This window comes from Enterococcus sp. CR-Ec1, assembly GCF_002850555.1.
In the GTDB taxonomy this organism is placed as follows: domain Bacteria; phylum Bacillota; class Bacilli; order Lactobacillales; family Enterococcaceae; genus Enterococcus_D; species Enterococcus_D entomosocium.
On record NZ_CP025223.1, the window covers coordinates 966767 to 989020 of the forward strand.

At 44.5% G+C, this 22254-nt stretch carries 18 protein-coding genes; 6 read left to right on the plus strand and 12 right to left on the minus strand.

What is annotated here, in order from left to right; genetic code table 11:
- Nucleotides 1-152: 152 nt before the first annotated feature.
- Nucleotides 153-4658, plus strand: coding sequence for a glutamate synthase large subunit (gene gltB, locus CXM95_RS04530; RefSeq protein ID WP_086299198.1), 4506 nt, complete (start codon nucleotides 153-155; stop codon nucleotides 4656-4658).
- A 1-nt stretch (nucleotide 4659) separates the two neighbouring features.
- Nucleotides 4660-6099 carry a glutamate synthase subunit beta gene (locus tag CXM95_RS04535; RefSeq protein WP_101698866.1) on the plus strand — a complete coding sequence of 480 codons (1440 nt, stop codon included), beginning with the start codon at nucleotides 4660-4662 and terminating at the stop codon, nucleotides 6097-6099.
- Nucleotides 6100-6182: 83 nt separating this feature from the next.
- On the opposite strand, the gene vanS is transcribed toward CXM95_RS04535, so the two are convergent.
- The 11 genes from vanS to CXM95_RS04590 form a co-directional block, all read right to left on the minus strand.
- Complete coding sequence (vanS, locus tag CXM95_RS04540) at nucleotides 6183-7313, minus strand: vancomycin resistance histidine kinase VanS (RefSeq protein WP_303393847.1); 1131 nt, start codon at nucleotides 7311-7313, stop codon at nucleotides 6183-6185.
- Nucleotides 7303-7998 (minus strand): vancomycin resistance response regulator transcription factor VanR-C, encoded by a 696-nt coding sequence (gene vanR-C, locus CXM95_RS04545; protein WP_005237269.1) that lies wholly within the window; start codon nucleotides 7996-7998, stop codon nucleotides 7303-7305. The genes vanS and vanR-C overlap by 11 nt, the downstream gene beginning before the upstream one ends.
- A 98-nt stretch (nucleotides 7999-8096) precedes the next feature.
- Nucleotides 8097-10199 carry a membrane-bound serine racemase VanT gene (vanT, locus tag CXM95_RS04550; RefSeq protein WP_086299200.1) on the minus strand — a complete coding sequence of 701 codons (2103 nt, stop codon included), beginning with the start codon at nucleotides 10197-10199 and terminating at the stop codon, nucleotides 8097-8099.
- On the minus strand, nucleotides 10196-10768 hold the full coding sequence (gene vanXY, locus CXM95_RS04555; RefSeq protein ID WP_101698867.1) for a D,D-carboxypeptidase/D,D-dipeptidase VanXY: 573 nt from the start codon (nucleotides 10766-10768) through the stop codon (nucleotides 10196-10198). The genes vanT and vanXY overlap by 4 nt, the downstream gene beginning before the upstream one ends.
- Nucleotides 10765-11817 carry a D-alanine--D-serine ligase VanC gene (gene vanC, locus CXM95_RS04560; RefSeq protein WP_086299201.1) on the minus strand — a complete coding sequence of 351 codons (1053 nt, stop codon included), beginning with the start codon at nucleotides 11815-11817 and terminating at the stop codon, nucleotides 10765-10767. Before vanC ends, vanXY begins: the two co-directional genes overlap by 4 nt.
- A gap of 345 nt (nucleotides 11818-12162) precedes the next feature.
- Nucleotides 12163-12708, minus strand: coding sequence for a TIGR01440 family protein (locus CXM95_RS04565; protein ID WP_176285398.1), 546 nt, complete (start codon nucleotides 12706-12708; stop codon nucleotides 12163-12165).
- A gap of 5 nt (nucleotides 12709-12713) precedes the next feature.
- Nucleotides 12714-13193: an ECF transporter S component gene (locus tag CXM95_RS04570; RefSeq protein WP_015510153.1), complete on the minus strand. Its 480-nt coding sequence runs from the start codon at nucleotides 13191-13193 to the stop codon at nucleotides 12714-12716.
- On the minus strand, nucleotides 13190-13978 hold the full coding sequence (gene thiD / locus CXM95_RS04575; RefSeq protein ID WP_086299203.1) for a bifunctional hydroxymethylpyrimidine kinase/phosphomethylpyrimidine kinase: 789 nt from the start codon (nucleotides 13976-13978) through the stop codon (nucleotides 13190-13192). Before thiD ends, CXM95_RS04570 begins: the two co-directional genes overlap by 4 nt.
- Nucleotides 13979-14081: 103 nt before the next feature.
- Nucleotides 14082-15608: a glucose-6-phosphate dehydrogenase gene (zwf, locus tag CXM95_RS04580; RefSeq protein WP_008377369.1), complete on the minus strand. Its 1527-nt coding sequence runs from the start codon at nucleotides 15606-15608 to the stop codon at nucleotides 14082-14084.
- A 9-nt stretch (nucleotides 15609-15617) separates the two neighbouring features.
- Nucleotides 15618-16265, minus strand: a complete 648-nt coding sequence (locus tag CXM95_RS04585; protein ID WP_008377371.1) for a metal-dependent transcriptional regulator — start codon at nucleotides 16263-16265, stop codon at nucleotides 15618-15620.
- A 142-nt stretch (nucleotides 16266-16407) separates the two neighbouring features.
- A complete protein-coding gene (locus tag CXM95_RS04590; protein ID WP_005237260.1) occupies nucleotides 16408-17643 on the minus strand; it encodes an aminopeptidase in 1236 nt (411 codons plus the stop codon).
- 231 nt (nucleotides 17644-17874) lie between these two features.
- Between CXM95_RS04590 and CXM95_RS04595 the strand changes: the two genes are divergently transcribed.
- On the plus strand, nucleotides 17875-18450 hold the full coding sequence (locus CXM95_RS04595) for a TetR/AcrR family transcriptional regulator (RefSeq protein ID WP_005228861.1): 576 nt from the start codon (nucleotides 17875-17877) through the stop codon (nucleotides 18448-18450).
- Nucleotides 18451-18504: 54 nt separating this feature from the next.
- On the opposite strand, the gene CXM95_RS04600 is transcribed toward CXM95_RS04595, so the two are convergent.
- Complete coding sequence (locus tag CXM95_RS04600; RefSeq protein WP_005237258.1) at nucleotides 18505-18951, minus strand: flavodoxin; 447 nt, start codon at nucleotides 18949-18951, stop codon at nucleotides 18505-18507.
- Nucleotides 18952-19127: 176 nt separating this feature from the next.
- Here CXM95_RS04600 and map point away from each other — a divergent pair, with 176 nt between their 5' ends.
- The 3 genes from map to CXM95_RS04615 all read left to right on the plus strand — a co-directional run bounded on the left by map (nucleotide 19128) and on the right by CXM95_RS04615 (nucleotide 22141).
- Nucleotides 19128-19892, plus strand: coding sequence for a type I methionyl aminopeptidase (map, locus tag CXM95_RS04605; RefSeq protein WP_005237257.1), 765 nt, complete (start codon nucleotides 19128-19130; stop codon nucleotides 19890-19892).
- A 79-nt stretch (nucleotides 19893-19971) separates the two neighbouring features.
- Complete coding sequence (locus CXM95_RS04610) at nucleotides 19972-20895, plus strand: YihY/virulence factor BrkB family protein (protein ID WP_005237256.1); 924 nt, start codon at nucleotides 19972-19974, stop codon at nucleotides 20893-20895.
- Nucleotides 20896-20914: 19 nt separating this feature from the next.
- On the plus strand, nucleotides 20915-22141 hold the full coding sequence (locus CXM95_RS04615; RefSeq protein ID WP_086299204.1) for a glycosyltransferase family 4 protein: 1227 nt from the start codon (nucleotides 20915-20917) through the stop codon (nucleotides 22139-22141).
- Nucleotides 22142-22254: the final 113 nt, after the last annotated feature.

Below are 22254 nucleotides of genomic sequence, written 5' to 3' on the forward strand. Positions count from 1 at the left end.
TAGGCAATTGTTTGTTCGAGATGGAGTATTTCACTGTCAACAGAAGAAACCAACGAGCTCGGATCAAGTAAAAAAAACTTGCCAGATAGAAAAACAGGTTGTAAACTGTTAAAAATCGGAATATTCAGAATATTGAAAGAAAGTGTGATTCCATGAGTGATTTAGAGATGATGAGGAAAACGAACCAAACGATGTACGATGCCGCTTTTGAAAAAGATGCTTGTGGGATGGGGTTTATTGCACAAAAAGATGGTCGCTATTCCCGAGAACTTGTGCAAAATGCCTTAACAATGTTAGAACGGATGAACCACCGAGGGGGAACTGGCGCTGAACCTGACACAGGTGACGGAGCTGGAATTTTGATGGCAATGCCTGACCCATTTTTTCAACAGCGAGCAAAAGAGGCCGAAATCCCATTGCCTGAAAAAGGTGCCTATGCTGTTGGGATGTTTTTTTTACCGAAAGAAAAGCTCCGAGCAGCACAGGTCCAAGAAGAAGTAACTAAAGACATTCAACAAATGGGTTTTACCGTTTTATGGCAACGGGATGTGCCTTATGATTATTATCAGTGTGGACCGGGGGCGCAAAAAGTCATGCCCTCATTTGTGCAAGTCTTTATTGAAAAACCTGTCGATGTAGCTGCTGGCCGTCCCTTTGAAGATCAGCTTTACCGGCTACGACGTAAACTGGAAAAAACGTATCATACTGATGAGTTGTCTATCTGCAGCTTGTCCAGTAAGACAGTTGTTTATAAAGGAATGCTGCATGCCTATCAAGTTGGCTTATTTTTCAAAGATCTTCAAAGCCCAGAAATGACCTCTTGTATCGCATTGACCCATTCTCGTTTTTCGACAAATACCTTTCCAAGCTGGAGTCGGGCGCAACCTTTTCGTTTCTTAGCCCATAATGGCGAAATCAACACGTTACGCGGGGCAGAAAATTGGATGCATGGACATCAGATCGAAGTCTATGATGATGAAAATTCTGATTCGGCGAAACTAGAAAATTGTATGGAATATTTGTACCGTCAAGGGCGAGATATTCCTCAAGCACTGTTGATGATGGTGCCAGAAGCGTGGTCAAAAGAAGCTGGATTGTCGCCGGAGCTGACGGCTTTTAATGAGTACAACGCAAGCTTTATGGCTCCTTGGGATGGACCGGCAGCTTTATGTTTTACAGATGGGGATTTGGTAGGGGCTGCACTCGATCGAAATGGGTTACGGCCATCTCGCTACTCGATCACGAAAACTGGTTTTGTGGTCGTGGCCTCTGAGTCAGGTGTTGTCGATTTGCCAGCATCGGAAGTGATTGAAAAAGGGGTGCTTGGACCAGCAAATATGTTTTTGGTGGATACCAAAAAAGGAGTGATCTTACGCAATCAAGAAATCAAAGCTCATTATGCGAATGCCCATCCTTACCAGGAGTGGCTAGCGGATCACTTATTGATACCAGAGCTGCTTCCTGAGACTGAGAAGCAGGAGGAAACAGCAGATGATGCGATCCAGACCCTTTGGAAACGAAATGGTTACACGGATGAGATCATTCGCACGTTGATTTTACCAATGGCTCAAACGGGAGAAGAACCAGTGATCTCCATGGGGTTTGATTCACCCTTAGCTATTTTGAGCGAACGTCCCCAATCCTTGTTTACGTACTTCAAGCAACAATTCGCCCAAGTGACCAATCCGCCAATCGATGCGATTCGCGAAAAATTGGTGATCGGTACCGAGCTGTTTTTAGGTCGAGATGGGGATGTTTCAAAGGACATTCGAATCAATTGTAATAAGCTGAAGATTGCTAGTCCGGTGTTAAAAACGAGTGAATATGAAAAAATCAAACAGTTAGATCAAAATGGTCAAAAAGCGGCTTTACAGTCGATTCTTTATGATTATGTACCAGAAAACGGGGCAGCTTTGCAACAAGCGTTAGAAGCGCTTTTTAAAGAGACGGAGCAAAAAATCGATTCTGGGGCAACGATCGTCATTTTAAGTGATCGGGAAGTCATCCAAGCGCAAGAAGGAAAAGTGGCGATTCCGATTCTCTTGGCGGTATCAGGTCTGCACAATTACTTGGTGCGAAAAGGCAAACGTTCCTTGGCATCAATCGTTGCGGATACTGCGGAAGTCTGTGAGGTCCATCATTATGCCATGGTAGTCGGCTACGGAGTAAGTGGGGTCCACCCTTATGGGGCTTACCAGACATTGGCGCATTTTGAGCTTTCAGAGAAGATCGAAAGTTACCGTAAAGCATGTGAAAAGGGCATTGTCAAAATCATGTCACGAATGGGGATTTCAACGATCGCCGGTTACCATGGGGCGCAATTGTTTGAAGCTGTTGGTATCTCTGAGAAAGTCATCTCCGAATACTTTACCGGCACGGTTACTCGTATCGGTGGACTTTCATTAGCGCAAATCGAGCAAGAATACTTAATGCGTTATGAAGCGGCGTATGGCGAGAAACGCGTGGATTATCTTGATTCGGGCGGTAGTTTCCAATACAAAGCCGACGGGGAACATCATCTGTTCAATCCAAAAACGATCTATGGGTTTCAAAAAGCTGTTCGTACAGGCAGCTATGCGCTTTATAAAGAATATGCGGCGGAGATGAACCAAGACGCGTTAGAGAATCCAACGACCCTCCGTTCTATGTGGACTTTTGGGAACACGAGACGCAGTATTCCTTTAGCTGAGGTGGAACCTGTTGAAACGATCGTCAAACGGTTTAAAGTCGGCGCGATGTCTTACGGCTCTCTAAGTGAAGAGGCGCATCGCTGTATTGCTGAAGGGATGAATGCGATCGGTGCAAAATCCAACAGTGGAGAAGGTGGAGAAAATCGGAATCGTTTCAAACCAGTGAAGGGCATTAACTATAACAGTCGTATCAAACAAGTTGCTTCTGGCCGTTTTGGTGTCAATGCCGAATATTTAATGAGTGCGGACGAACTCCAAATCAAAATGGCCCAAGGGGCAAAACCTGGTGAAGGTGGTCAATTGCCAGGCAACAAAGTCTTCCCATGGGTAGCGGAGATTCGTGGCTCAACACCTGGTGTCCGACTGATTTCGCCGCCACCACATCACGACATTTATTCGATTGAAGATCTAGCCCAGCTGATCTATGACTTAAAAGCAATCAACCCGTATGCCCGCATTAATGTCAAATTGGTTTCTAGTACAGGTGTGGGTACGATCGCTACCGGTGTCGTTAAAGCCGGTGCAGACGTAGTCGTGATCTCAGGCTATGACGGTGGGACCGGTGCTTCTCCGAGAAATTCGATTCGGGATGCTGGCTTGCCTTGGGAGATGGGGCTTGCAGAAGCCCATCAAACGTTAGCTATGAATCATTTGCGGCAGCGAATGACCTTAGAGACAGATGGAAAATTGATGACGGGGCGTGACATCGCCATTGCTGCTCTTTTAGGAGCAGAAGAATATAGCTTTGCCTCTTTAGCGCTAGTTGCGATTGGTTGTGTCATGATGCGGGTTTGCAGTATCAATACATGTCCTGTCGGCATTGCTACACAGAACCCAGCGTTGCGCAAATTTTTCGCAGGGAAACCTGAGCACATCATCAATACGATGTACTTTTTAGCAGAAGATTTACGGGAAACGATGGCCGAGCTAGGGTTTCGCACGATTGATGAGATGGTAGGACACGCGGAATTGTTGACACCACGCTTCGTTGCCAAAGGCAAAGCAAAATCATTAGACTTTTCCAGAATGATTGGAACGACGATCCCGATCGAACGCAAAGTGACGGACCCATTCCTTGAGAAACGACAGTGGCCAGAGTTAGACGCTTTTGCCCAAGCAGCTATCGACAATAATCAAGAAATCGTTATGAATCATACGATCAATAATGTTCAACGTTCAGTCGGCGCTCGTTTAGGGGGCTGGATCGCAGAACGCTTTGGCAATTACGAAGTAACGCCAGGTTTGTTGCAGTTTACGTACCGCGGCATTGCTGGACAAAGTTTTGGGGCGTTTGCCACCCAGGGCATCCAGTTGAAACTGATTGGCGAGGCCAACGATTATGTAGCCAAAGGACTGAGTGGTGCCCGTTTGATCATTGTGCCGCCTGATGATGCCGCTTATGACGCAGAGCATTCACCGATTGTCGGTAACGTTGCTTGTTTTGGGGCGAATCGGGGTGAAGGCTATTTCCGCGGCATTGCTGGCGAACGCTTTTGCGTCCGTAATAGTGGAGCCAAAGTCGTTGTAGAAGGTGTTGGGGACCATGGCTGTGAGTACATGACTGGCGGCGTCGTGGTGATTTTAGGAAAAACCGGCCGCAACTTCGGTGCCGGAATGTCCGGTGGCGTGGCATACGTCTATGACCCTGATCAAACTTTTGCAGAAAAATGCAATCGGGAAATGGTTGACTTGTACCGGATTGGCGAAAGTGGCGATGACCATCAGCTGAAGGAGATGATCCAGCAGCATTTTGCCTATACAGATTCATTGAAGGCGGCTGAGATTTTAGAAGATTGGGAAAATCAGCAGCAACATTTCATCAAAGTCTATCCGACAGAGTACCATCAGATGATCCAAGCAACGGAGACTTTGGCTGAGCAAGGATTTATCGGGGAGGAACTTGTGACGAAAGCTTTCGAAGCCGTCGTCGGTCCACAATTGACTATTCCAGGAAAGGAGCGCGACTAATATGGCAGATCCATTTGGTTTTTTAAAGTACCCAAGAGTAGAAAATCCTACCCGACCGGTTTCAGAACGTATCCAAGACTGGCAAGAATTACAGACGCCATTGCCTGAAAATGAGCGTCAAGAGCAAGCAGCACGCTGTATGAACTGCGGGATTCCTTTTTGTCATACCGGTTCTTTTTACGGCGGTCAACGAGCGGTTTCAGGTTGTCCCAATGACAACCTGATTCCTGAATGGAATGATCTGGTTTATCAAGGGCGTTTCCAAGCCGCCTTTGAGCGTCTTGCCAAAACCAATCCATTACCGGAAATGACTGGACGTGTTTGTCCAGCTCCATGTGAAAAAGGCTGTACCGAGGCACTGAATGGCTCAGGTGTCACGATCCACGACAATGAACGCTTTATTATCGATACTGCTTTTGAAAACGATTGGGTCAAAGCCTTCGGATTGCCTCAAGAAGCGACTGGGTTCAAAGTTGCCATCGTCGGCAGCGGACCAGCTGGTTTATCCGCTGCATGGCGCTTGAATCAACTAGGACATCAAGTGACGGTCTATGAACGCAGTGATCGCTTTGGCGGTTTACTGATGTATGGTATTCCAAATATGAAATTAGATAAAGATGTTGTGCAGCGACGTATTGACTTGATGGCAGAGCTAGGCGTGACCTTTGTCGCTAATACGGAGATCGGTCGTGACTTGTCAGCAGAAGAATTATCCGCTCAGTATGATCGGGTCATTTTGGCAACAGGAGCTAGTGTTCCTCGTGACTTGAAGATTCCAGGTCGTGAATTGACTGGGGTGCAATTTGCAGTCGATTATCTGACGGAAGCAACCAAAGATGTCTTAAAGCATGGCAAAGCGGCAACAAGTAAAAAACTTGCTGGCAAGCACGTCGTCGTGATTGGCGGCGGCGACACTGGAAATGACTGTATTGGTTCAGCGATTCGGCAAGGAGCCGCTTCTGTGCGTCAATTGGAGATCACGCCCCAACTGCCATTGACACGTACCGACAGCAATCCCTGGCCTGAATACCCAATGACAGCCCGCACAGGATATGGGCAAGAAGAAGCGGCTGAAGTCCTGCAAACACAAGTGACGTATCATGGGGTGTCCACAACAGCCTTTATCGGCGCCGAACGCGGCCAGTTGATCGCCATCGAAACGGTCTCAGTAGATCAACAGTTTCAGCCGATCCCTGGCACAGAGCAAGTGATCAAGGCGGATTTGGTTTTGTTGGCAATGGGCTTTGTTGGTGCAGAGACCCAACTCTTCGATGCCTTTGGTGTGCGAGAAGTGTACGATGATTACACGACGAACAATGAACGAGTGTTAGTCGCAGGAGATGCTAAAAGAGGACCGAGTTTAGTCATCTGGGGGATTCGCGAAGGACGCTTAGCGGCAGAAAAAGTCGATCAAGCGTTACGATCATTGGTGTATCAATAAGCAATCAATAAAAAACAACCTGAGCAGCTCTTCCTCCCTCTGAATTAGAAGGGGAACAGCGAAATGCTCAGGTTGTTTGCCTGTTAAGCAGTTGGTTCAGATGGATGGGGCTTTGACCGCTGTTCATTTTTTTCCATTGCTGCCTTCGGTAGGCGAATCGAAAAGACGATGGTTTCGTCACGGCTTTCCGCCCAGATTTTTCCACCTAATGCTTCAACGATTTCTTTGGCGATCGGCAGCCCCAGACCGGTCCCACCCGTCGCCGTTGCTCGGGAAGCGTCCATGCGGTAAAAAGGCTCAAAAATCAAGCCAATCTTTTCAGCTGAGATCGTTTTTCCTTGATTGGTCAAACGAATCAGGATATCATCAGATTCGCTGATGGCTAAACGCAAAGGGGAGTTAGGATAGCTATAATTGATGGCATTGCGGATCAAGTTATCAAAGACGCGTTCCATCTTCTCTGTATCGACAGTCGCATAGACTTTTTTCTGCAGCTGCAGTTGCCAATGAAGGTTTTTTTCTTCTAACAGCGGCAAAAATTCAAACGTCAACTGTTCCAGCATCAAGCTCAGATCCGTGGTTTCGGTCTGTAAGGCGATCGTTGTAAGATTAAAACGGGTGATTTCGAAAAACTCGCTGATCAATAATTCTAGCCGCTGGGCTTTTTGCAAGGCGATCTTGGTATAGCGTGCGCGTAGTTCGGAAGAAAGCTGCGGTTCTTCTTCTAGAAGTGTCAAATAGCCGATCACACTGGTCAAAGGTGTGCGTAAATCATGTGCGAGATAGACGATCAAATCATTTTTCCGCTGCTCTGCTTCTTTGGCAGCTCGTTGATCCTGTAGATTTTTTTCCCGCAACTGGTTCATTTCTTCTTGCACGTCGATCAGATTGCTGGAAAGAACGATTCGCTTCGTAGGTTCAGCAATCAATTGATTCGTGGCTTGAATCGTTTCATTCAAATAGCTGATGGCTTTACTCATATAATAAATCGTTGTGCTCACCCAAATCAGCAAGGCACCGATTGCTAGACAGACGAGCCAATAATCAGCAAAAAGCCGTAATATTTGATAAATGGGCTCATAGCCGTACCAAACCCTCAATCCTGCTACAAAGCGAACAGTTAAAGGGATCAGAATCAAAAGGAGCATTAAAACACCTGTGGTGATAAAGTATTGAGTCAAAAGTTTCCGGATCAATGGACTTCTATTTTTCAATGATATAGCCGACCCCCCATACAGTTTTGATTAATTTCGGTTTGCGGGGTTGTTCGTTTAGCTTTTCCCGCAGACGGGCAATATGTGCCATCACTGTGTTATTGTTGTCTAAATATTTTTCTTTCCAGACTGCTTCAAAAAGAGTTTCTGAGGCAACGACCGATCCTTGGTGTTCAAATAAGTAAAGCAGGATTTTAAATTCGATGGGGGTCAAGAAAACCTCTTTGCCATAAAGATAACATTGGTGACTGTTGATTTTCAACAGTAAGCCTTCCTTTTCGTATTCTTCAATCTTCTGCGGAACAGCTGACTGATTGTATCGTTGGTATCGCCGTAGTTGCGTTTTGACCCGAGCAACAACTTCTAATGGATTGAAGGGTTTCGTCACATAATCATCTGCACCTAGACTTAGACCGGTAATTTTATCCAGATCTTCTCCTTTGGCAGTGAGCATCAGTACTGGAAAAAAGTGGGTTTTGCGAATGGTCTGTAACAGCTGAAAGCCGTCGATATCCGGCAGCATCACATCTAAAACTGCCACATCGACTGTTTCTTTTTCGAGATAAGCCAAAGCACTCGTTCCATCATAAAAAGGTTCCACTTGAAAGCCTTCATTCCTTAGAAACGTCGTGACTAACTCGGCGATTTCTTTTTCATCATCAACAACAATTATTTTTTCTGCCATCCTTGATTCACTCCAACTATCTACGATCTTTTTTCATTTAAACTACCATTTACTCTACCCACATCATACCGTAATCGGTAAGCGAATGCATTCGTTTTCTACTTTGACATTGAAGGGACGCGGGAACCTAGTCGACTGATCAATTCATTGGGAATGGTTTGTGCTTGATCAGCTGTATTCGTCCAATCGCTGATTACTTCTAACCAACTTTCGACCGCCAGTTCTGGATAGTCCGTTAAATCGATCAAGAGCATATCCATACAAATCAACCCAACCTGCGGGAGTAACCCCCCTTGATAAGACAATTGGAATCCTTGATTTGATAGGGCACGGGGGACTCCGTCACAGTAGCCGATACTAACGATCCCAATCGTGGTAGGTCGATCAAAAACAGTGGCTAGTCCATAGCCGATCGCTTCACCAGCGGCGACTGTTTTTTTGTCCACTAGTAAGGCTTTTAGGGTCAGAATCGGCTGTACGTTTATCTTCTGTTTTGTTGGTTCATTCGGGACACTCAGGGAACCAGTTAAAAGAATACCCGGGCGCACATAATCATACTGTTTCTCTGGATAATTCAATATTCCGTAACTGCTTTGCAGATGCGTCAGACCATAGGCGATATTTCTAGCGGATAAGCCAGCCAATAGATCATCAAAACAAATGATTTGGGCTTGTGTCCGTAAGATACTTGCCGTATCTAGCTGATCTGAAGAGCCTAGATGGGAAAAAATGCCTGTGATCTTGAGGGATGGCAAGGCATAAAGCCTTCTAACTGTTTCAAGGTCAGGGGCAACGCCTAGACGATGCATGCCGGTATCTACCGCTAAATGGCATTCGATTGGAAGGCCTGTTCGGGCTAACGCTTGTCCATGCGCTTCACTGACGATAGTTTGAATTAAGGAATATCGGTTCAGCTCTTTGGCACGTTGGGCAGAAGTGTACCCTAAAATCAGTAAGCGACTTTTAATGCCAGCTCGCCGTAATTCGATGGCTTCTTCTATGGTGGCAACAGCAAAAAAATCGACGCCTACTCTTTCCAAGGTACGAGCGACCAATTGTGCATCGCAACCATAGGCATCTGCTTTAACGACCGCCATCACTTTTGTTGTGGATGGAATCACTCGTTTGATTTCCTGCAAGTTGTGCAACAGGGCGGGGGCTGAGAATTCTTTGGCTGCCCGCTGCAAGTGGAGCGGCGTTTTTTTCGGAAACGGCAACAGCTTTTGCAAAGCAAAGAGACCATAAATCAACCCGATGGTCAATCCTAAGACCACGAAGTAATTGATTAGATTGTTTTGAAGCAAGGGCAGTTTCTGACTAAGAAAATGGGTTACTGCAATGGTATAAGGATGGAGCAAATAGAGCCAAAGGGACAGACGACCCGCTTGTTTCCAGATCATGGGTGCTTGCCATTGCTGAATGATCGGAAATAAAAACAAGAGAACGAAGGGCAAAAAGACATACATGCTGTCATGTTTAGGTGTAGTAAAGTGATGCAAGAGATAACTTTCCAAAAGCAAGCAAATCAGACTAATCATCAGATAACTATAGCGATGGGGAGAAGCAGGTTTTTTGGCAAATCTTCTGGCTAGTACCCCTAAGATCAAAAATAAGGGAGCAAAAAAAATGCCGTTGCGAGTGCCATCCAATAGTTGGAAAATCAGTGAATAGAGTGGCGTGATGGGTGTTTGTGCAGCCAGGCCAGACCAACTGTCCCCACCTAAACCAACCACATACAAACCGACAGCAATGAAAAACACCTGCTTGAAAGAAAGCCGTGTCAAGAGGCCCATCACTAGTAGACCGCCGGTAATGATCGCAGGAAAATACCAAAGATGGTAAAGAATGCCGTTGACTAGCAAAGTTTGAATAAAAGTGTCTAGTGGCATGTTCAATCCTAGTATGCCGCTGTACCAAGCAAGCGGCAAAAAGAGCAGTGTGGCAATGAGATAGACTTGCAGCTGTTTTTTGATAAATAACCAGATACGTTGTCTGGCAGGATAGCTGTTTTGGGTGGCTAAATCACTGAACACATAATACCCGCTGATCATAAAAAAGAAGGGGACGGCGATTCTGAAAAGAGTCAATGTGATCAGGATATCACCATTGGGCCACAATCGATGAAGGGGCAGACAGTGGATCGCGACCACCATCATCGCCAAAATTACCCGAAATTGCTCGATTCCTTGATTCTTCTTCATGCGAACTGCCTCGCCGTTTGTTCAAGGTATTGATGGTATTCTTCCAAGGTCCACTGTTGGCTGGCGATGATTTGACTATGGGGCAGACCGACATAACGAAAATGCCATGGTTCATAGCCAATCCTTGTAATTTCCTGTTTGTCCGCGGGATAGCGTAAAATAAACCCATAGTTCATCATTTCCTGGGTAAATAAATCCGCCGCTGCGCTGTCACGAAATCGTGGGCAGATCAAATCATCCTGGCTGCCTTTTAAACCAACATCGATCGCTAAGCCTAACTGATGTTCACTGCACCCGGGCAATGCCACAAATTGTTTCGTATAGGCTAGCCCATTTTCTTTCAAGGAATATTCCCATAAATACCGTTGCTGCTTTTCGGTTCGGTAGCCATCTAATAAGCAGATCTCGTCTTCAAGCTTTAAAGCTTTGACTAGCCGTTTCCATTGTTTGGCTGCTTCTGGTTGCAAGTAAACCTCGTCTTCACTGAAGGCAGCAAGGACTAAATGAGGCGGCTCTTGGTTTTTTTCTAACGGAAATTCTTTGCTAACTAACTGTAGATAGGGATTCATTTGACTTCCTCCTTTGCTAAGACAAGCAGTTTTTGTAGTAGTTCTTGATAGGATAAGCCGATCGCTGCCATCATGGCCGGATAGCGGGAGTGACTAGTAAAGCCCGGCATAGTATTGATTTCATTCAAGTATAGTTCTCCTTGATTCGTGACAAAAAAGTCGATGCGAGCAAGTCCTTTAAGACCAAGACTGTGATAGAGCAGCTGAGCTTGTTCTTTGACCTTGGTTTCAATCGTTTCAGGCAATGGTGCAGGAACGGTGATCTTGGCGCTAATCAACTGGTACTTTTCTTCAAAATCGAAAAAGCCTTCTACTAATGAAATAGCGTCACAAGCACCGACAGTCAAAGAGTCGTTGCCTAAGATACCGCAACCAATCTCAACGCCAGCGATATTTTTTTGTAAGAGCACTGCTGAACAATAAGCGAAGGCTTCCTTCAAGGCAGGAGCAATTTCTTCGACACAAGTCACTTTTGTGATCCCTTTTGAGGAGCCAGCTTCATTAGGCTTAAAGAAAACCGGAAAGCCATGGGTCTGGATAAAGGCTTCGATTTGTCTTTGCTGGTTGTCTTGATTTGTCAAGAGAATCGTAGGAGCGCTTTGTACGCCAATCGCTTCTGCTACTTGATGCAATAACCATTTGTTCATACATAATGCGGAGGCCGCCACACCGCAGCCTACATAAGGTAGTTTCATCAATTCAAACAATCCTTGGATACTGCCATCTTCCCCGTATTTGCCATGCATAATGGGAAATAAAACATCAGGTACCAACGTTTGCTGCGCTTCACTTAGCCAAAAGCCGTTTCCTTCAAAAAGCGGCTGGATTTTCTGTTTATGTTTCGTATCCAACAACCACGTGTCTTGTCGGATGTTTTCCAGTTCTCCTGTATACAAATACCAATCTATAGCATCTGGGGCGATCCCGATCAAAGAGAGGTCATAGTCATCGGGAGATGATAGGAGTGCTTCGATTGCGCTAGTTGCTGAGGCTAAAGAAACGGCGTACTCCGGTGAATTGCCTCCAAAAATAATGGCGATTTTTTTCATATTTTTCTTCCTTCCACTTTTCGATTCTTGCTGCATTCAGTCTACCAAGGAAAGAAAAAAGAAATTTGCGGGCTTACTGGCATCTTTCTTTTCTTTTTGTGATGAAATTGTGACGAATTTATGACAAAAGGAAGGCGACAGCTGCCGCTCTTTTTACGCAAGAAAGGAAACAGAATTTGAAGTAGAAAAAGCTGCCATAAGATGGAGCGGAGAAAATAGTGAAAGGAGAGCACATTTAAGGAAGGAAAGGAGAGGCAATAGCAGGAACGTTGACACAAAAAAAGCACGCCGAAGCATGCTTTTTCCTTTTGAAGATGGTTTTTCGCTCATTATACGATTCGCTTATTATGCGTAATGAGCACGAGGACCACCGATATATTTGGGCCGTGATCCCAGAGCTGTGACATGGGCAGCGCCAAGGGTCTTGATAGAGGGACGGATCGGGATTTGAACATGTTTGACATGCATACCGATCGCTGTGTCGCCGATATCGATACCCGCTTTGGCCACAATGTGCTCCACTTCGATAGGCTCATCGAACAACTGGAAAGCCGCAACTGAGCAAGCACCGCCTGCATGCAGCTGGGGCACTACTGCGACTTCTTCTAATTGATATAGTCGAGCCGTTTCACGCTCAACGGCTAAAGCCCGATTGAGGTGTTCACAGCCTTGAACGGCTAAATGAATATTTTTAGGACGCAAGATCGCTCGCAGTGTTTCGACGATGATCATGCCTACTTCTTGACTGGAATTTTTGCCAATCAAGCCGCCCACGACTTCACTTGTTGAACAGCCAAGGACAAAAAGATCGTTTTCACCAACGTTCGCTGTCGTAATGACTTCTTCAACGATCGTAGTTAAATCCGTTTTTAATTGATTGATATCTGTCATAAGAATCACCTTTCATTTAAAGAAAACTTTTTCGTGCGGCGCAAGGCATGCGTCAGCGGTAAAGCAACGATGCTGCCAAAGACCGTTTGGATCAAATTACTTGGAATCGAGGCGATCCCAGCGCCTAACCCGAATAGTAAAACTGTTGCTGCTGCGTAGCCGGCGATCATGATCAAGCTGCCGACAATGACGGCTGCTAGTGGCCGGTGGCTCATTCTGCCTACGATCCAGCCTTGTACACCATGAATCACGATGGAAAAGAAGGCCCATTCAGGGTAACCTGATAGAAAATCAATGATGCCGCCGCTCATTCCACCGACGAAGGCCCCGGCGCTAGGACCAAACAAAAGGGCCGAGATATAGATCCCTGCTTCACATAAGGTCACAAAACCCTTCGTTTGCGGAACAGGAATGATAAAGGTCAAAGAAAGTGCACACGTGAGTGCCGTCAGCATAGCGATCGTAGTTAAATTTCTTACTTTCATAGGTGTTCCTCCTTTTTAAAATAGGCGAGCTGATTGACGTTGCCAGAGGTTCCTAAAGGCAGACCGTCTTCGATCCCTGCCCAAACAAATGCTTTTGCAGTTTGAACAGCTGTTTCCAATGAAGTGCCTTTGGCAAGTAAAGCGGCAATCGCCGATGAAAGGGTACACCCAGCACCGTTGGTAGTCGTTCGGGTACTTTTTTCTGCTTCGAAAACAGTATATTGCCCAGAGTGGTATAAAAGGTCGTAGGCTCTTTCTCCAGTTAGTCGACTGCCACCTTTGATCAGGATATTTGGGGCACCCAATGCATGGATTTTTTTCGCCGCGGTTTTCATTTCCGCCAACGTCGTAATGGTTTGACCAGAGAGGTGCTGAGCTTCGAGTAGATTAGGTGTTACTAATGCTGTGTAAGGAAACAATGAGATCAATCCTGCTTGATAGGAGTGGTTAAAGGCAGTATCTCCTTCTTTAAAGGCAAGAACTGGATCGAGCACGATCGGTCCGGTAAATGTTTGTAAAAAATCCCGCAGCAATTCAATGATGGCCGTTTGATGAAGCAGCCCGATTTTGATTGCATCTAGGGATACGGTCGAACGCAGCGAATCCAATTGTGCTCGGATCACAGGCTCAGGAAGATCATGGAACAAAAGATTATCGTTAATGGCGACAACACAGGTCAATAAGGCATGACCAAACACCCCGAATTCCTCAAATGTTTTCAAATCCGCCGTCATGCCGCCGCCTGCCAAACTGTCAAGACCGGCGATCGATAAGACTTGTTTCATCTATGCTGCTCCTTTCGTTTCTCATTTCTTTCTATTATAAACAGTTGGTAAAAAAGAAAAACGGCCAATTGGATGTTTTTTCCTCATCCAATTGACCAATTGCTTATTTTTCATTTAGTAAATCTCGCTCACGATACCATTCATCGGGGCGCCAGATCCATTCAAAACCATCGGCAGCTAAGAGATCATAGGCAGCTTGGGGTCCCATCGTTCCTGCGGCATAGTTTGGAAAATCAGGCGTTTCTTGGTCCCAAGCGTGACGGATCACATCAACGATGCGCCAAGATTGGGCAACTTCATCCCAATGGGTAAAGTTAGTGCCATCCCCGTTCAAAGCATCTAAAATCAATTTTTCGTAGGCTTCAGGGGTGTTTTCGACGATTTCAGTACTATTCCGATAATCGAGCTTCACTGGCAATGTCTCAAACCCTTGGCCAATTTCTTTTCCATTCAAGGAAAGAGAGAAGCCTTCTGTCGGTTGAATGTAGATTGTCAGCACATTCGGTGCCAAACTCTCGTTTTGCTTTTGTTCATTCAGGTCTTGCTTAAAGACATTGACAGGGACTTGTTTAAAGACAATGTTGATTCGAGTGCCTTTTTCCGTCAAGCGTTTCCCGGTTCGTACATAGAAAGGTACGCCGGACCAGCGGAAGTTGTCGATCAAGAATTTTCCAGCAACGAAGGTTTCCGTTGCCGATTCTTCATCGACATTGGCTTCTTCTCGGTAGCCAGCAAATTCCTTATCTTCTAATTGCCCTTTGGCGTATTGACCACGAACGAAGTGTTGTTTCACTTCTTCTTCGGAGTAAATACGGATCGCATTTAAGGCTTTGATTTTTTCCGTCCGTAATTCTTTTTCAGAAAAAGCCACTGGCGGTTCCATGGCTAATAAGGAAAGGATCTGCAGAATATGGTTTTGGACCATATCTTTCAAGGCGCCGCTCTTATCATAATACCCACCGCGTTCTTCAACACCTAAGTTTTCTGCGATATTGATCTGAACATTGTCAATGTACCGATTGTTCCACATCGACTCAAAAATGTTATTGGCAAAACGAATCGCAGAAATGTTTTGGATCATTTCTTTTCCTAAATAATGATCGATCCGGTAGATTTCTTGCTCTGTAAAGACTTGATTGATCTCTTCATTCAATTCTTTTGCTGAGTCGTAGTCGCTTCCAAATGGTTTTTCGATGATCACCCGATGGTAGCCGTCAGTATCCAGCATTCCTTGGGATTTCAAGTGAGAAACGATCGTCCCAAAGAAATTAGGGGACATTGCTAAGTAAAAAATCTGATTGCCTTCTAAATGGTATTTCTGATCTAAGGTTTCCGCCAAATCCTTTAATGAATCATAATGACTCGTATCTGTTACATCATGTGATTGGTAGTAGAAATGAGAAGCGAATGTCTCTGCTTGCTCTTGTGAGTCGCTCAATTCTTTGATCGTACCTATCACTACTTCACGATAGTGTTCATCCGACCAAGGACGGCGAGCAGTACCGATGACTGCAAAATCTTCTTTCAAATCGCCTTTTTTGTACAACCGAAACAAAGAAGGGTATAGTTTGCGTTGGGCAAGGTCGCCCGTACCGCCAAAAATCGTAAAAAGGACCTTTTTTTCCATCATCTTCACTCCTTACAGTTTATCAACAAAAATCGTGCTGGCGGCTTTGTAGCTGACAGCAATTTCTTTTGTGTCATTTTTGATCGTAATCGGACCCTCGTATGCTGCCGCATCGATGATCTCGTATTCTTCATGAATATTCAATTGGATCGAAACAAGGTAATCCAGCAGTTCTCGTTCATCAAGGACACGGGCGATACGAATCTTGGTTCCTACCGGGTAGGAACTCATGGTGTTTTTTTCGCCTTCGTGAATGAGTTCTCCTTGTTCGGGGATCATTCCGCCATGTGGGCAATACCGAGGATGATCAAGGTAGGCTTCTAAGCGGCTCGCCAGTGTTTCCGAGGTGACGTGTTCTAAAACTTCTGCGTCATCATGAACTTCATTCCATGAGTAATGCAGGTGCTCCACAAGAAAGACTTCCCATAAACGATGCTTGCGGATCAGAGCACTTGCAGAAGCTAAACCAGTTTCAGTCAACTGTACCCCTTGATAAGGTGAATGTTCCACTAAGCCTTCTTTTAATAATTTTGAAATCATTTCACTTACTGAAGCTGCTGAGACGTCCAGACCTGACACGATTTGTTTGTTATTGATTTTCTTTTGGTCACCACCAAGCTCCAAGATGAGCTTTAAATAATCTTCACGATTTGGTGTCATCGGATCCATCCTCTCTTATCAAAGACTATCAAAGTAGATTTTATCAAAAAAGCCGGCTGATTACTACGAAAAAACCCGCCGGTTTCCAATATTCTATGTAAAAGAAGGCCGAGGGGAGCAACTCCACCTCAGCCTTTTTTTATTAAGCCCAGTCACCATTGCGAAAGACAGGAATCGTGGTGCCATCTTCTCTGATGCCATCGATGGACATTTGGTCAGAGCCAACCATGAAATCTACGTGGGTTTGGCTGCGGTTCAAACCAGCAGCTGCCAGTTCTTCTTCACTCATCTCAGTGCCGCCTTGCAAGCTGAAGGCATAAGCGGATCCTAAAGCCAAGTGGTTTGAGGCATTTTCATCGAACAACGTATTGAAGAAGATGATGCCGGATTGTGAGATAGGGGAAGGATCAGGAACTAATGCGACTTCACCTAAAGATTTTGCTCCTTCATCGATTGCTAGCAGTTTGCCTAACACTTCTTCGCCCTGTTCCGCAGAAAAGTCCACGACTTTGCCGTCTTTGAAGGTGAACTTCATCCCAGAGATGATGGTGCCTGCGTAGCTCAATGGTTTCGTACTTGAAATATAGCCATCGATGCGACGATTATCTGGGGCAGTAAAGACTTCTTCTGTTGGCATGTTCGCCATGAATTTTTCATTGCGGGTATTGTAACTGCCAGCACCTTCCCACAAGTGGTTTTTAGGCAAACCGATGATCAAATCGGTACCAGGTGCCGTATAGTGCAGAGCACTGAATTGTTCTTTGTTTAATTCTTCGGCTTTAACTTGCAAGGTTTCATCGTGTTTTTTCCAAGCTGCGACAGGATCTTCTTCATAGATACGCGTCGTTTTGAAAATTTGATCCCAAAGCTTGTCTTGTGCTTCTTCAGGGGAAGCATCAGGGAATACTTTTTGGGCCCAATCTTGACCAGCCGCCGCAACCACAGTCCAGCTGACTTTGTTGGCTTGTGTTGCTTGACGCAATTTCATCATCGCTTTACCAGAAGCTGCTTGGAAGGTTGCCACTCGGTCTGAGTCGACGCCCGCTAACGCATCTGGATTCGCGGAAACGACACTGATACGGCTGGCACCTTTTTCAACCCAGTCTTCCGTTTGATCAATTTTGTGCTGAGGAATCGTAGACAAACGATCTTCGGCCGCATGAGTAAGAAATTCTTTTTGGATCTCATCGTCGGTCCATTGGACGATTACTTCGTCTGCACCTAATTCATACGCTTTTTTCGTTAATAGACGAGCTAAAGGTGCTTGGTCCACGGCGATTTGGATGACGATCGTGTGCCCTTTTTGGACATTTACGCCAACTTCAGTGATCAGTTGGGCATATTTTTCAAGGTTCTGATTAAAGTTTGGTAAAACCATTAAAATTCCTCCATTTATTCTAAATTTATAACTGTCTTCATGATAGCACTAAGTATTTTTGAAAACAAACGAAAAAGTGAGCAAAAAAACAGTGGTCTTCAAATTGAAAAACTGGAAACACTAAGGGCAATAATTTTAAAAGTTTTTTTGCAAACTTAAAAAAACATGATACAATAAGTAAAAGGTATTTCTGAAAGCGATGTATAGCAGAATTAAGGAGATTAAAAAATTATGGCAAGAAAGAAAACTATTACTAGAGACCAGATTTTAAAAGCTGCCTATGAAGTTGTCGCAACCGAAGGATTTACACGTTTTACCGCACGCAATATCGCAGCGAAGATGAAATGTTCAACGCAACCGATCTACTTAGAATTTAAAAATATGGATGACTTAAAAAATGCATTGATCAATCAGATTTACGACTACTTAGCGACAGAAGTTTTTCCAGTTGAAAGACGGGGAGATGTCATCGTTGACTTAACGCTAAATTATATTGGCTTTGCAAATAAAGAAAAACGATTATACCGAGCGCTATACTTAGAAGAGCATGGTGGTGGGGATTCCATGCAACAGTTTTCATTTGACCTTTTTGTGAAATCAGTGAAAAAAGAACCAAAATATCAAGATCTATCTGATGTAAAATTACAATCTTTGCACACCGGTGTCTGGATCGTCGCTACCGGCTTAGCGGCATTGATGTCTTCGGGAATCATTCATCCGACAGAAGATCAGATTGCTAAGCTGATGACGGAAACCACCGATAATATTTTAGCAAGAGAAACACCCATCGATATCAGTTATCATTAAGCAAACAATAAACCTCTGACAGAATCAATTGATTTTGTCAGAGGTTTTCTTGTTTTATTCAGCGAATGCTTCTGCTAGTTTTTTGGCAAAGGCTTCTAAGTTTTGAATATCGTCTTCTTCTGCAGCCAAGTCAACTTTGACGCTGTCAGCTCCTTTTGTCGCACCAGTTTTGCTAAAGGCGGCTTCAAAGTCGTCAACGGATTTACAAAAGTCATCATAAAAAGTATCGCCGGAGCCGCAGACTCCAAAGATTTTGCCGCTTAAATCAAGTTCTTGCAAATCTTCATAAAAATCGACGATCTCATCCGGAAGCTCCCCGTCTCCATATGTATAGGTTGCGACGATACAGATATCGGCATCTTCAAAGTCATCTGCATCCACTTGGGTACACTCATTCATTTCTACTTCCATGTCAAGATTTTCAAGGGCTTCAGAAACGATATCCGCAATTTCTTCCGTATTCCCCGTCATGCTTGCATAGACGATTTTTGCTAAAGCCATGGGCTTTTTCCTCCAATCTCATTCCTATTCTCAAGGAAAACTCTCTTACAGATTATAGCAAATGCACGAAAGTTTGAAAACAAAACTTGAAAAACTCTTTACAATGTCTGTGAATTTTGTAAAATAAGGGATTTCTATGGTAAAATAAGAGGAATTTAATTAAGGGAGACGAGAACATGATTACATTAAAATCTGCCAGAGAAATTGACCGCATGGCCGAATCCGGCGCGCTGTTAGCAGATGTCCACAAACAATTACGCAGTTTCATCAAACCAGGTATCACGAGTTGGGATATCGAAGTGTTTGTCAGAGATTATATTGAAAGCCACGGCGGCATCGCTGCCCAAATTGGTTTTGAAGATTACAAATATGCCACTTGCTGCAGTATCAATGATGAGATTTGTCACGGGTTTCCTCGAAAAAAACCATTGAAAGACGGCGATCTGATCAAAGTCGACATGTGTATTGATTTAAAAGGCGCCATTTCTGATTCTTGTTGGAGTTATGTCGTAGGGAACTCGACGCCTGAGATTGATCGATTAATGGAAGTAACCAAAAGAGCATTGTATCTAGGAATCGAACAAGCGCAAGTGGGCAACCGAATCGGTGACATCGGTCATGCCATTCAAACCTATGCGGAAAAAGAAGGGTACGGGGTTGTGCGTGATTTCGTAGGACACGGCATTGGCCCAACGATCCATGAAAGTCCGATGATCCCTCACTACGGAGAAGCCGGCAAAGGGTTACGTTTAAAAGAAGGAATGGTCATTACCATCGAACCTATGATCAATACAGGGACGTGGAAAATGAAAATGGACCCTAATGGCTGGACCGCCTATACTCTAGATGGTGGCTTAAGCTGCCAATATGAACATAGTTTGGCTATCACCAAAGAAGGTCCGAGAATTTTAACTTCTCAAGGAGAAGAAGGAACCTACTAAATTTTATAAGTAGGAGACTTCTGGTTGTTACGTATGACAAAGAAAAAAAGGCAGATGATTCGCTGGCGGAGGAAGAAACATGAAAATCGTTGATAAAGTAAAAAGCAATCAAAAGCTGATGCGTTTCATCGAAACGACGCAAAATAGAATAACTGATTCAGAAATGGGGACCACTTCGGTCGTCGTGGCCTACTATTTATTGCTTTCACTTTTCCCGTTAATGATTGCGCTGGGGAATCTTTTGCCTTATTTATCAATTGATCCGAACACGGTTTTATCTTATGTACAGGAATTGATCCCGAATCAAATCTATGATTTTATCGGCCCAGCGATCGAAAATCTCCTCACCACAAGCTCTGGTGGATTGTTGTCGATCTCCGCTTTAGCGGCGTTGTGGTCCGCGAGTCAAAGTATCAATGCCTTGCAAATTGCGATGAACAAAGCCTTCGGTGTGGACCAGCGTTCCAATTTTATCGTGGTGCGCGCAGTATCATTTGTGATCATCCTGCTCTTTATGATTGCGATCGTTGGGGTTACGATGGTATTTGGGCTTGGAAAAATCATTCTTGATTTTTTGCAGCCGATTTTTAAGTTTCAAGACAATCTGATCGATACGTTCCAAACAGTCAAATGGCCAGTCACGATCGTTGCTTTGCTGTTTATCATGATGCTGATCTATTGGTTAGTGCCTAATGCAAAGGTCAAGTTGCGTTCGACTTTGCCGGGGGCGATCTTTGCAACGATTGGCTGGATGTTGCTGTCACAAGTGTTTGGCTTATACGCCCGTTACTTTGCTGCGAAAATCATTGGCTATCAAATTATTGGAAGTTTTATTGTTTTAATGATCTGGTTGAATCTTGCTGCGACGATTATTATCTTGGGTGGAATCATCAACGCAGTGGTAGAAGAGTATGTATCAGGACAAGAGATCAAAGAACGAACAGATCCTGTTCAGCGGATTTCTTCGAAAATCGAAGATACATTTACCAATAAAGAGAAATAACGGAAAGCGAGAATAAACGATGGATTTTGCATTCAAATTTGTAATGCGCTTATTTATAACAATGATCGTGTCTTTAATCCTAACACCGATCATTAAATTGATCTCTTTTAAGATCGGCGCAGTCGATCGACCAGGAGATCGCCGAATCAATACCAAAACAATGCCGACCGCAGGGGGATTAAGCATCTTCCTCTCCTTCTCTTTTGCATTGCTTTGGGAATTTCGCGCAATGATTCCCTTTGACTACGTCTGGCCGATGCTTTTAGGGGCAGCTATCGTCGTAGTTACTGGATTATTGGATGATATCTTCGAGTTGACCCCTATGCAAAAAACGCTAGGCTTGACGTTAGCGGCTTTGGAGATCTATTTTGTTGCCGGCATCAAAATCAGTACGGTTTCGATCCCTTATCTCGGGGTTTTTGATTTGGGCTGGCTTGGATTGCCTATGACGATCTTGTGGATTTTGGCGATCACAAATGCGGTCAACTTGATTGATGGTTTGGACGGTCTAGCGAGTGGGGTCTCCATTATCAGTCTGACGACCATTGGGATCATCAGTTATTTCTTTTTACCAAATTCAGTTGAAGTACCGATGGTGATCTTTACGCTGATCGCTGCGATCGTTGGCTTTTTTCCTTATAATTTTTATCCAGCCACGATTTTTTTAGGGGACACTGGGGCACTTTTTCTAGGTTTCATGATCTCCGTCCTATCGTTGCAAGGCTTAAAAAATGCGACCTTCATTACAGTGGTTACCCCGATGCTGATATTAGGGGTACCGATCACGGATACCGTCTATGCCATGATTCGCAGAAAATTTAATAAACAAAAAATCTCATCGGCGGATAAAATGCACTTGCATCATCGCTTACTTTCATTAGGGTTTACCCACCGTGGCACGGTCTTGACGATCTATGCCTTGGCGATGGTTTTTTCATTTATTGCGTTATTGATGAATTATGCCAGCAACACCGCAATCATTTTACTGATCATCAGTACAGGATTCGGTATTGAATTGTTTATCGAATTGATTGGTTTGGTAGGAGAAAATCGTCAACCATTGATGTGTGCACTGAAATTCCTGGGAAACCGTCGATTTAGGCAAAAAGTCCTCATGGCGCGGGCAGAAAAAAGACAAGACAAGCAAGAAGAGGGAAGCGAGGATTTGGATTTGGCTTCCAGTGCTTCTCAAATCAAAGAAAAGCGACGAAAGAGAAAACATTACCAAGCAAAACACAAAAAATAAACGATACAATTGCGGCATAGGAGCCCAACAGGCGAAGCGAATGTGATTGATTATTGAAGAAAAGACAGGAGCAGCCAGCGCTTCTCCTAGTACTTTCTCTCACGATCAGCTGA

Excerpts from the sequence above, each read along its gene's own strand:
- vanR-C (WP_005237269.1), bottom strand. The coding sequence starts at position 7,998 with ATGGCAGAAAAAATAATTGTTGTTGATGATGAAAAAGAAATCGCCGAG.
- vanT (WP_086299200.1), bottom strand. The coding sequence starts at position 10,199 with ATGAAGAAGAATCAAGGAATCGAGCAATTTCGGGTAATTTTGGCGATG.
- vanC (WP_086299201.1), bottom strand. The coding sequence starts at position 11,817 with ATGAAAAAAATCGCCATTATTTTTGGAGGCAATTCACCGGAGTACGCC.
- CXM95_RS04565 (WP_176285398.1), bottom strand. The coding sequence starts at position 12,708 with ATGACAGATATCAATCAATTAAAAACGGATTTAACTACGATCGTTGAA.
- CXM95_RS04590 (WP_005237260.1), bottom strand. The coding sequence starts at position 17,643 with ATGGTTTTACCAAACTTTAATCAGAACCTTGAAAAATATGCCCAACTG.
- CXM95_RS04610 (WP_005237256.1), top strand. The coding sequence starts at position 19,972 with ATGAAAATCGTTGATAAAGTAAAAAGCAATCAAAAGCTGATGCGTTTC.
- zwf (WP_008377369.1), bottom strand. The coding sequence starts at position 15,608 with ATGATGGAAAAAAAGGTCCTTTTTACGATTTTTGGCGGTACGGGCGAC.
- CXM95_RS04615 (WP_086299204.1), top strand. The coding sequence starts at position 20,915 with ATGGATTTTGCATTCAAATTTGTAATGCGCTTATTTATAACAATGATC.
- CXM95_RS04600 (WP_005237258.1), bottom strand. The coding sequence starts at position 18,951 with ATGGCTTTAGCAAAAATCGTCTATGCAAGCATGACGGGGAATACGGAA.
- CXM95_RS04585 (WP_008377371.1), bottom strand. The coding sequence starts at position 16,265 with ATGACACCAAATCGTGAAGATTATTTAAAGCTCATCTTGGAGCTTGGT.
- map (WP_005237257.1), top strand. The coding sequence starts at position 19,128 with ATGATTACATTAAAATCTGCCAGAGAAATTGACCGCATGGCCGAATCC.
- CXM95_RS04535 (WP_101698866.1), top strand. The coding sequence starts at position 4,660 with ATGGCAGATCCATTTGGTTTTTTAAAGTACCCAAGAGTAGAAAATCCT.
- CXM95_RS04595 (WP_005228861.1), top strand. The coding sequence starts at position 17,875 with ATGGCAAGAAAGAAAACTATTACTAGAGACCAGATTTTAAAAGCTGCC.
- vanXY (WP_101698867.1), bottom strand. The coding sequence starts at position 10,768 with ATGAATCCCTATCTACAGTTAGTTAGCAAAGAATTTCCGTTAGAAAAA.
- CXM95_RS04570 (WP_015510153.1), bottom strand. The coding sequence starts at position 13,193 with ATGAAAGTAAGAAATTTAACTACGATCGCTATGCTGACGGCACTCACG.
- gltB (WP_086299198.1), top strand. The coding sequence starts at position 153 with ATGAGTGATTTAGAGATGATGAGGAAAACGAACCAAACGATGTACGAT.
- thiD (WP_086299203.1), bottom strand. The coding sequence starts at position 13,978 with ATGAAACAAGTCTTATCGATCGCCGGTCTTGACAGTTTGGCAGGCGGC.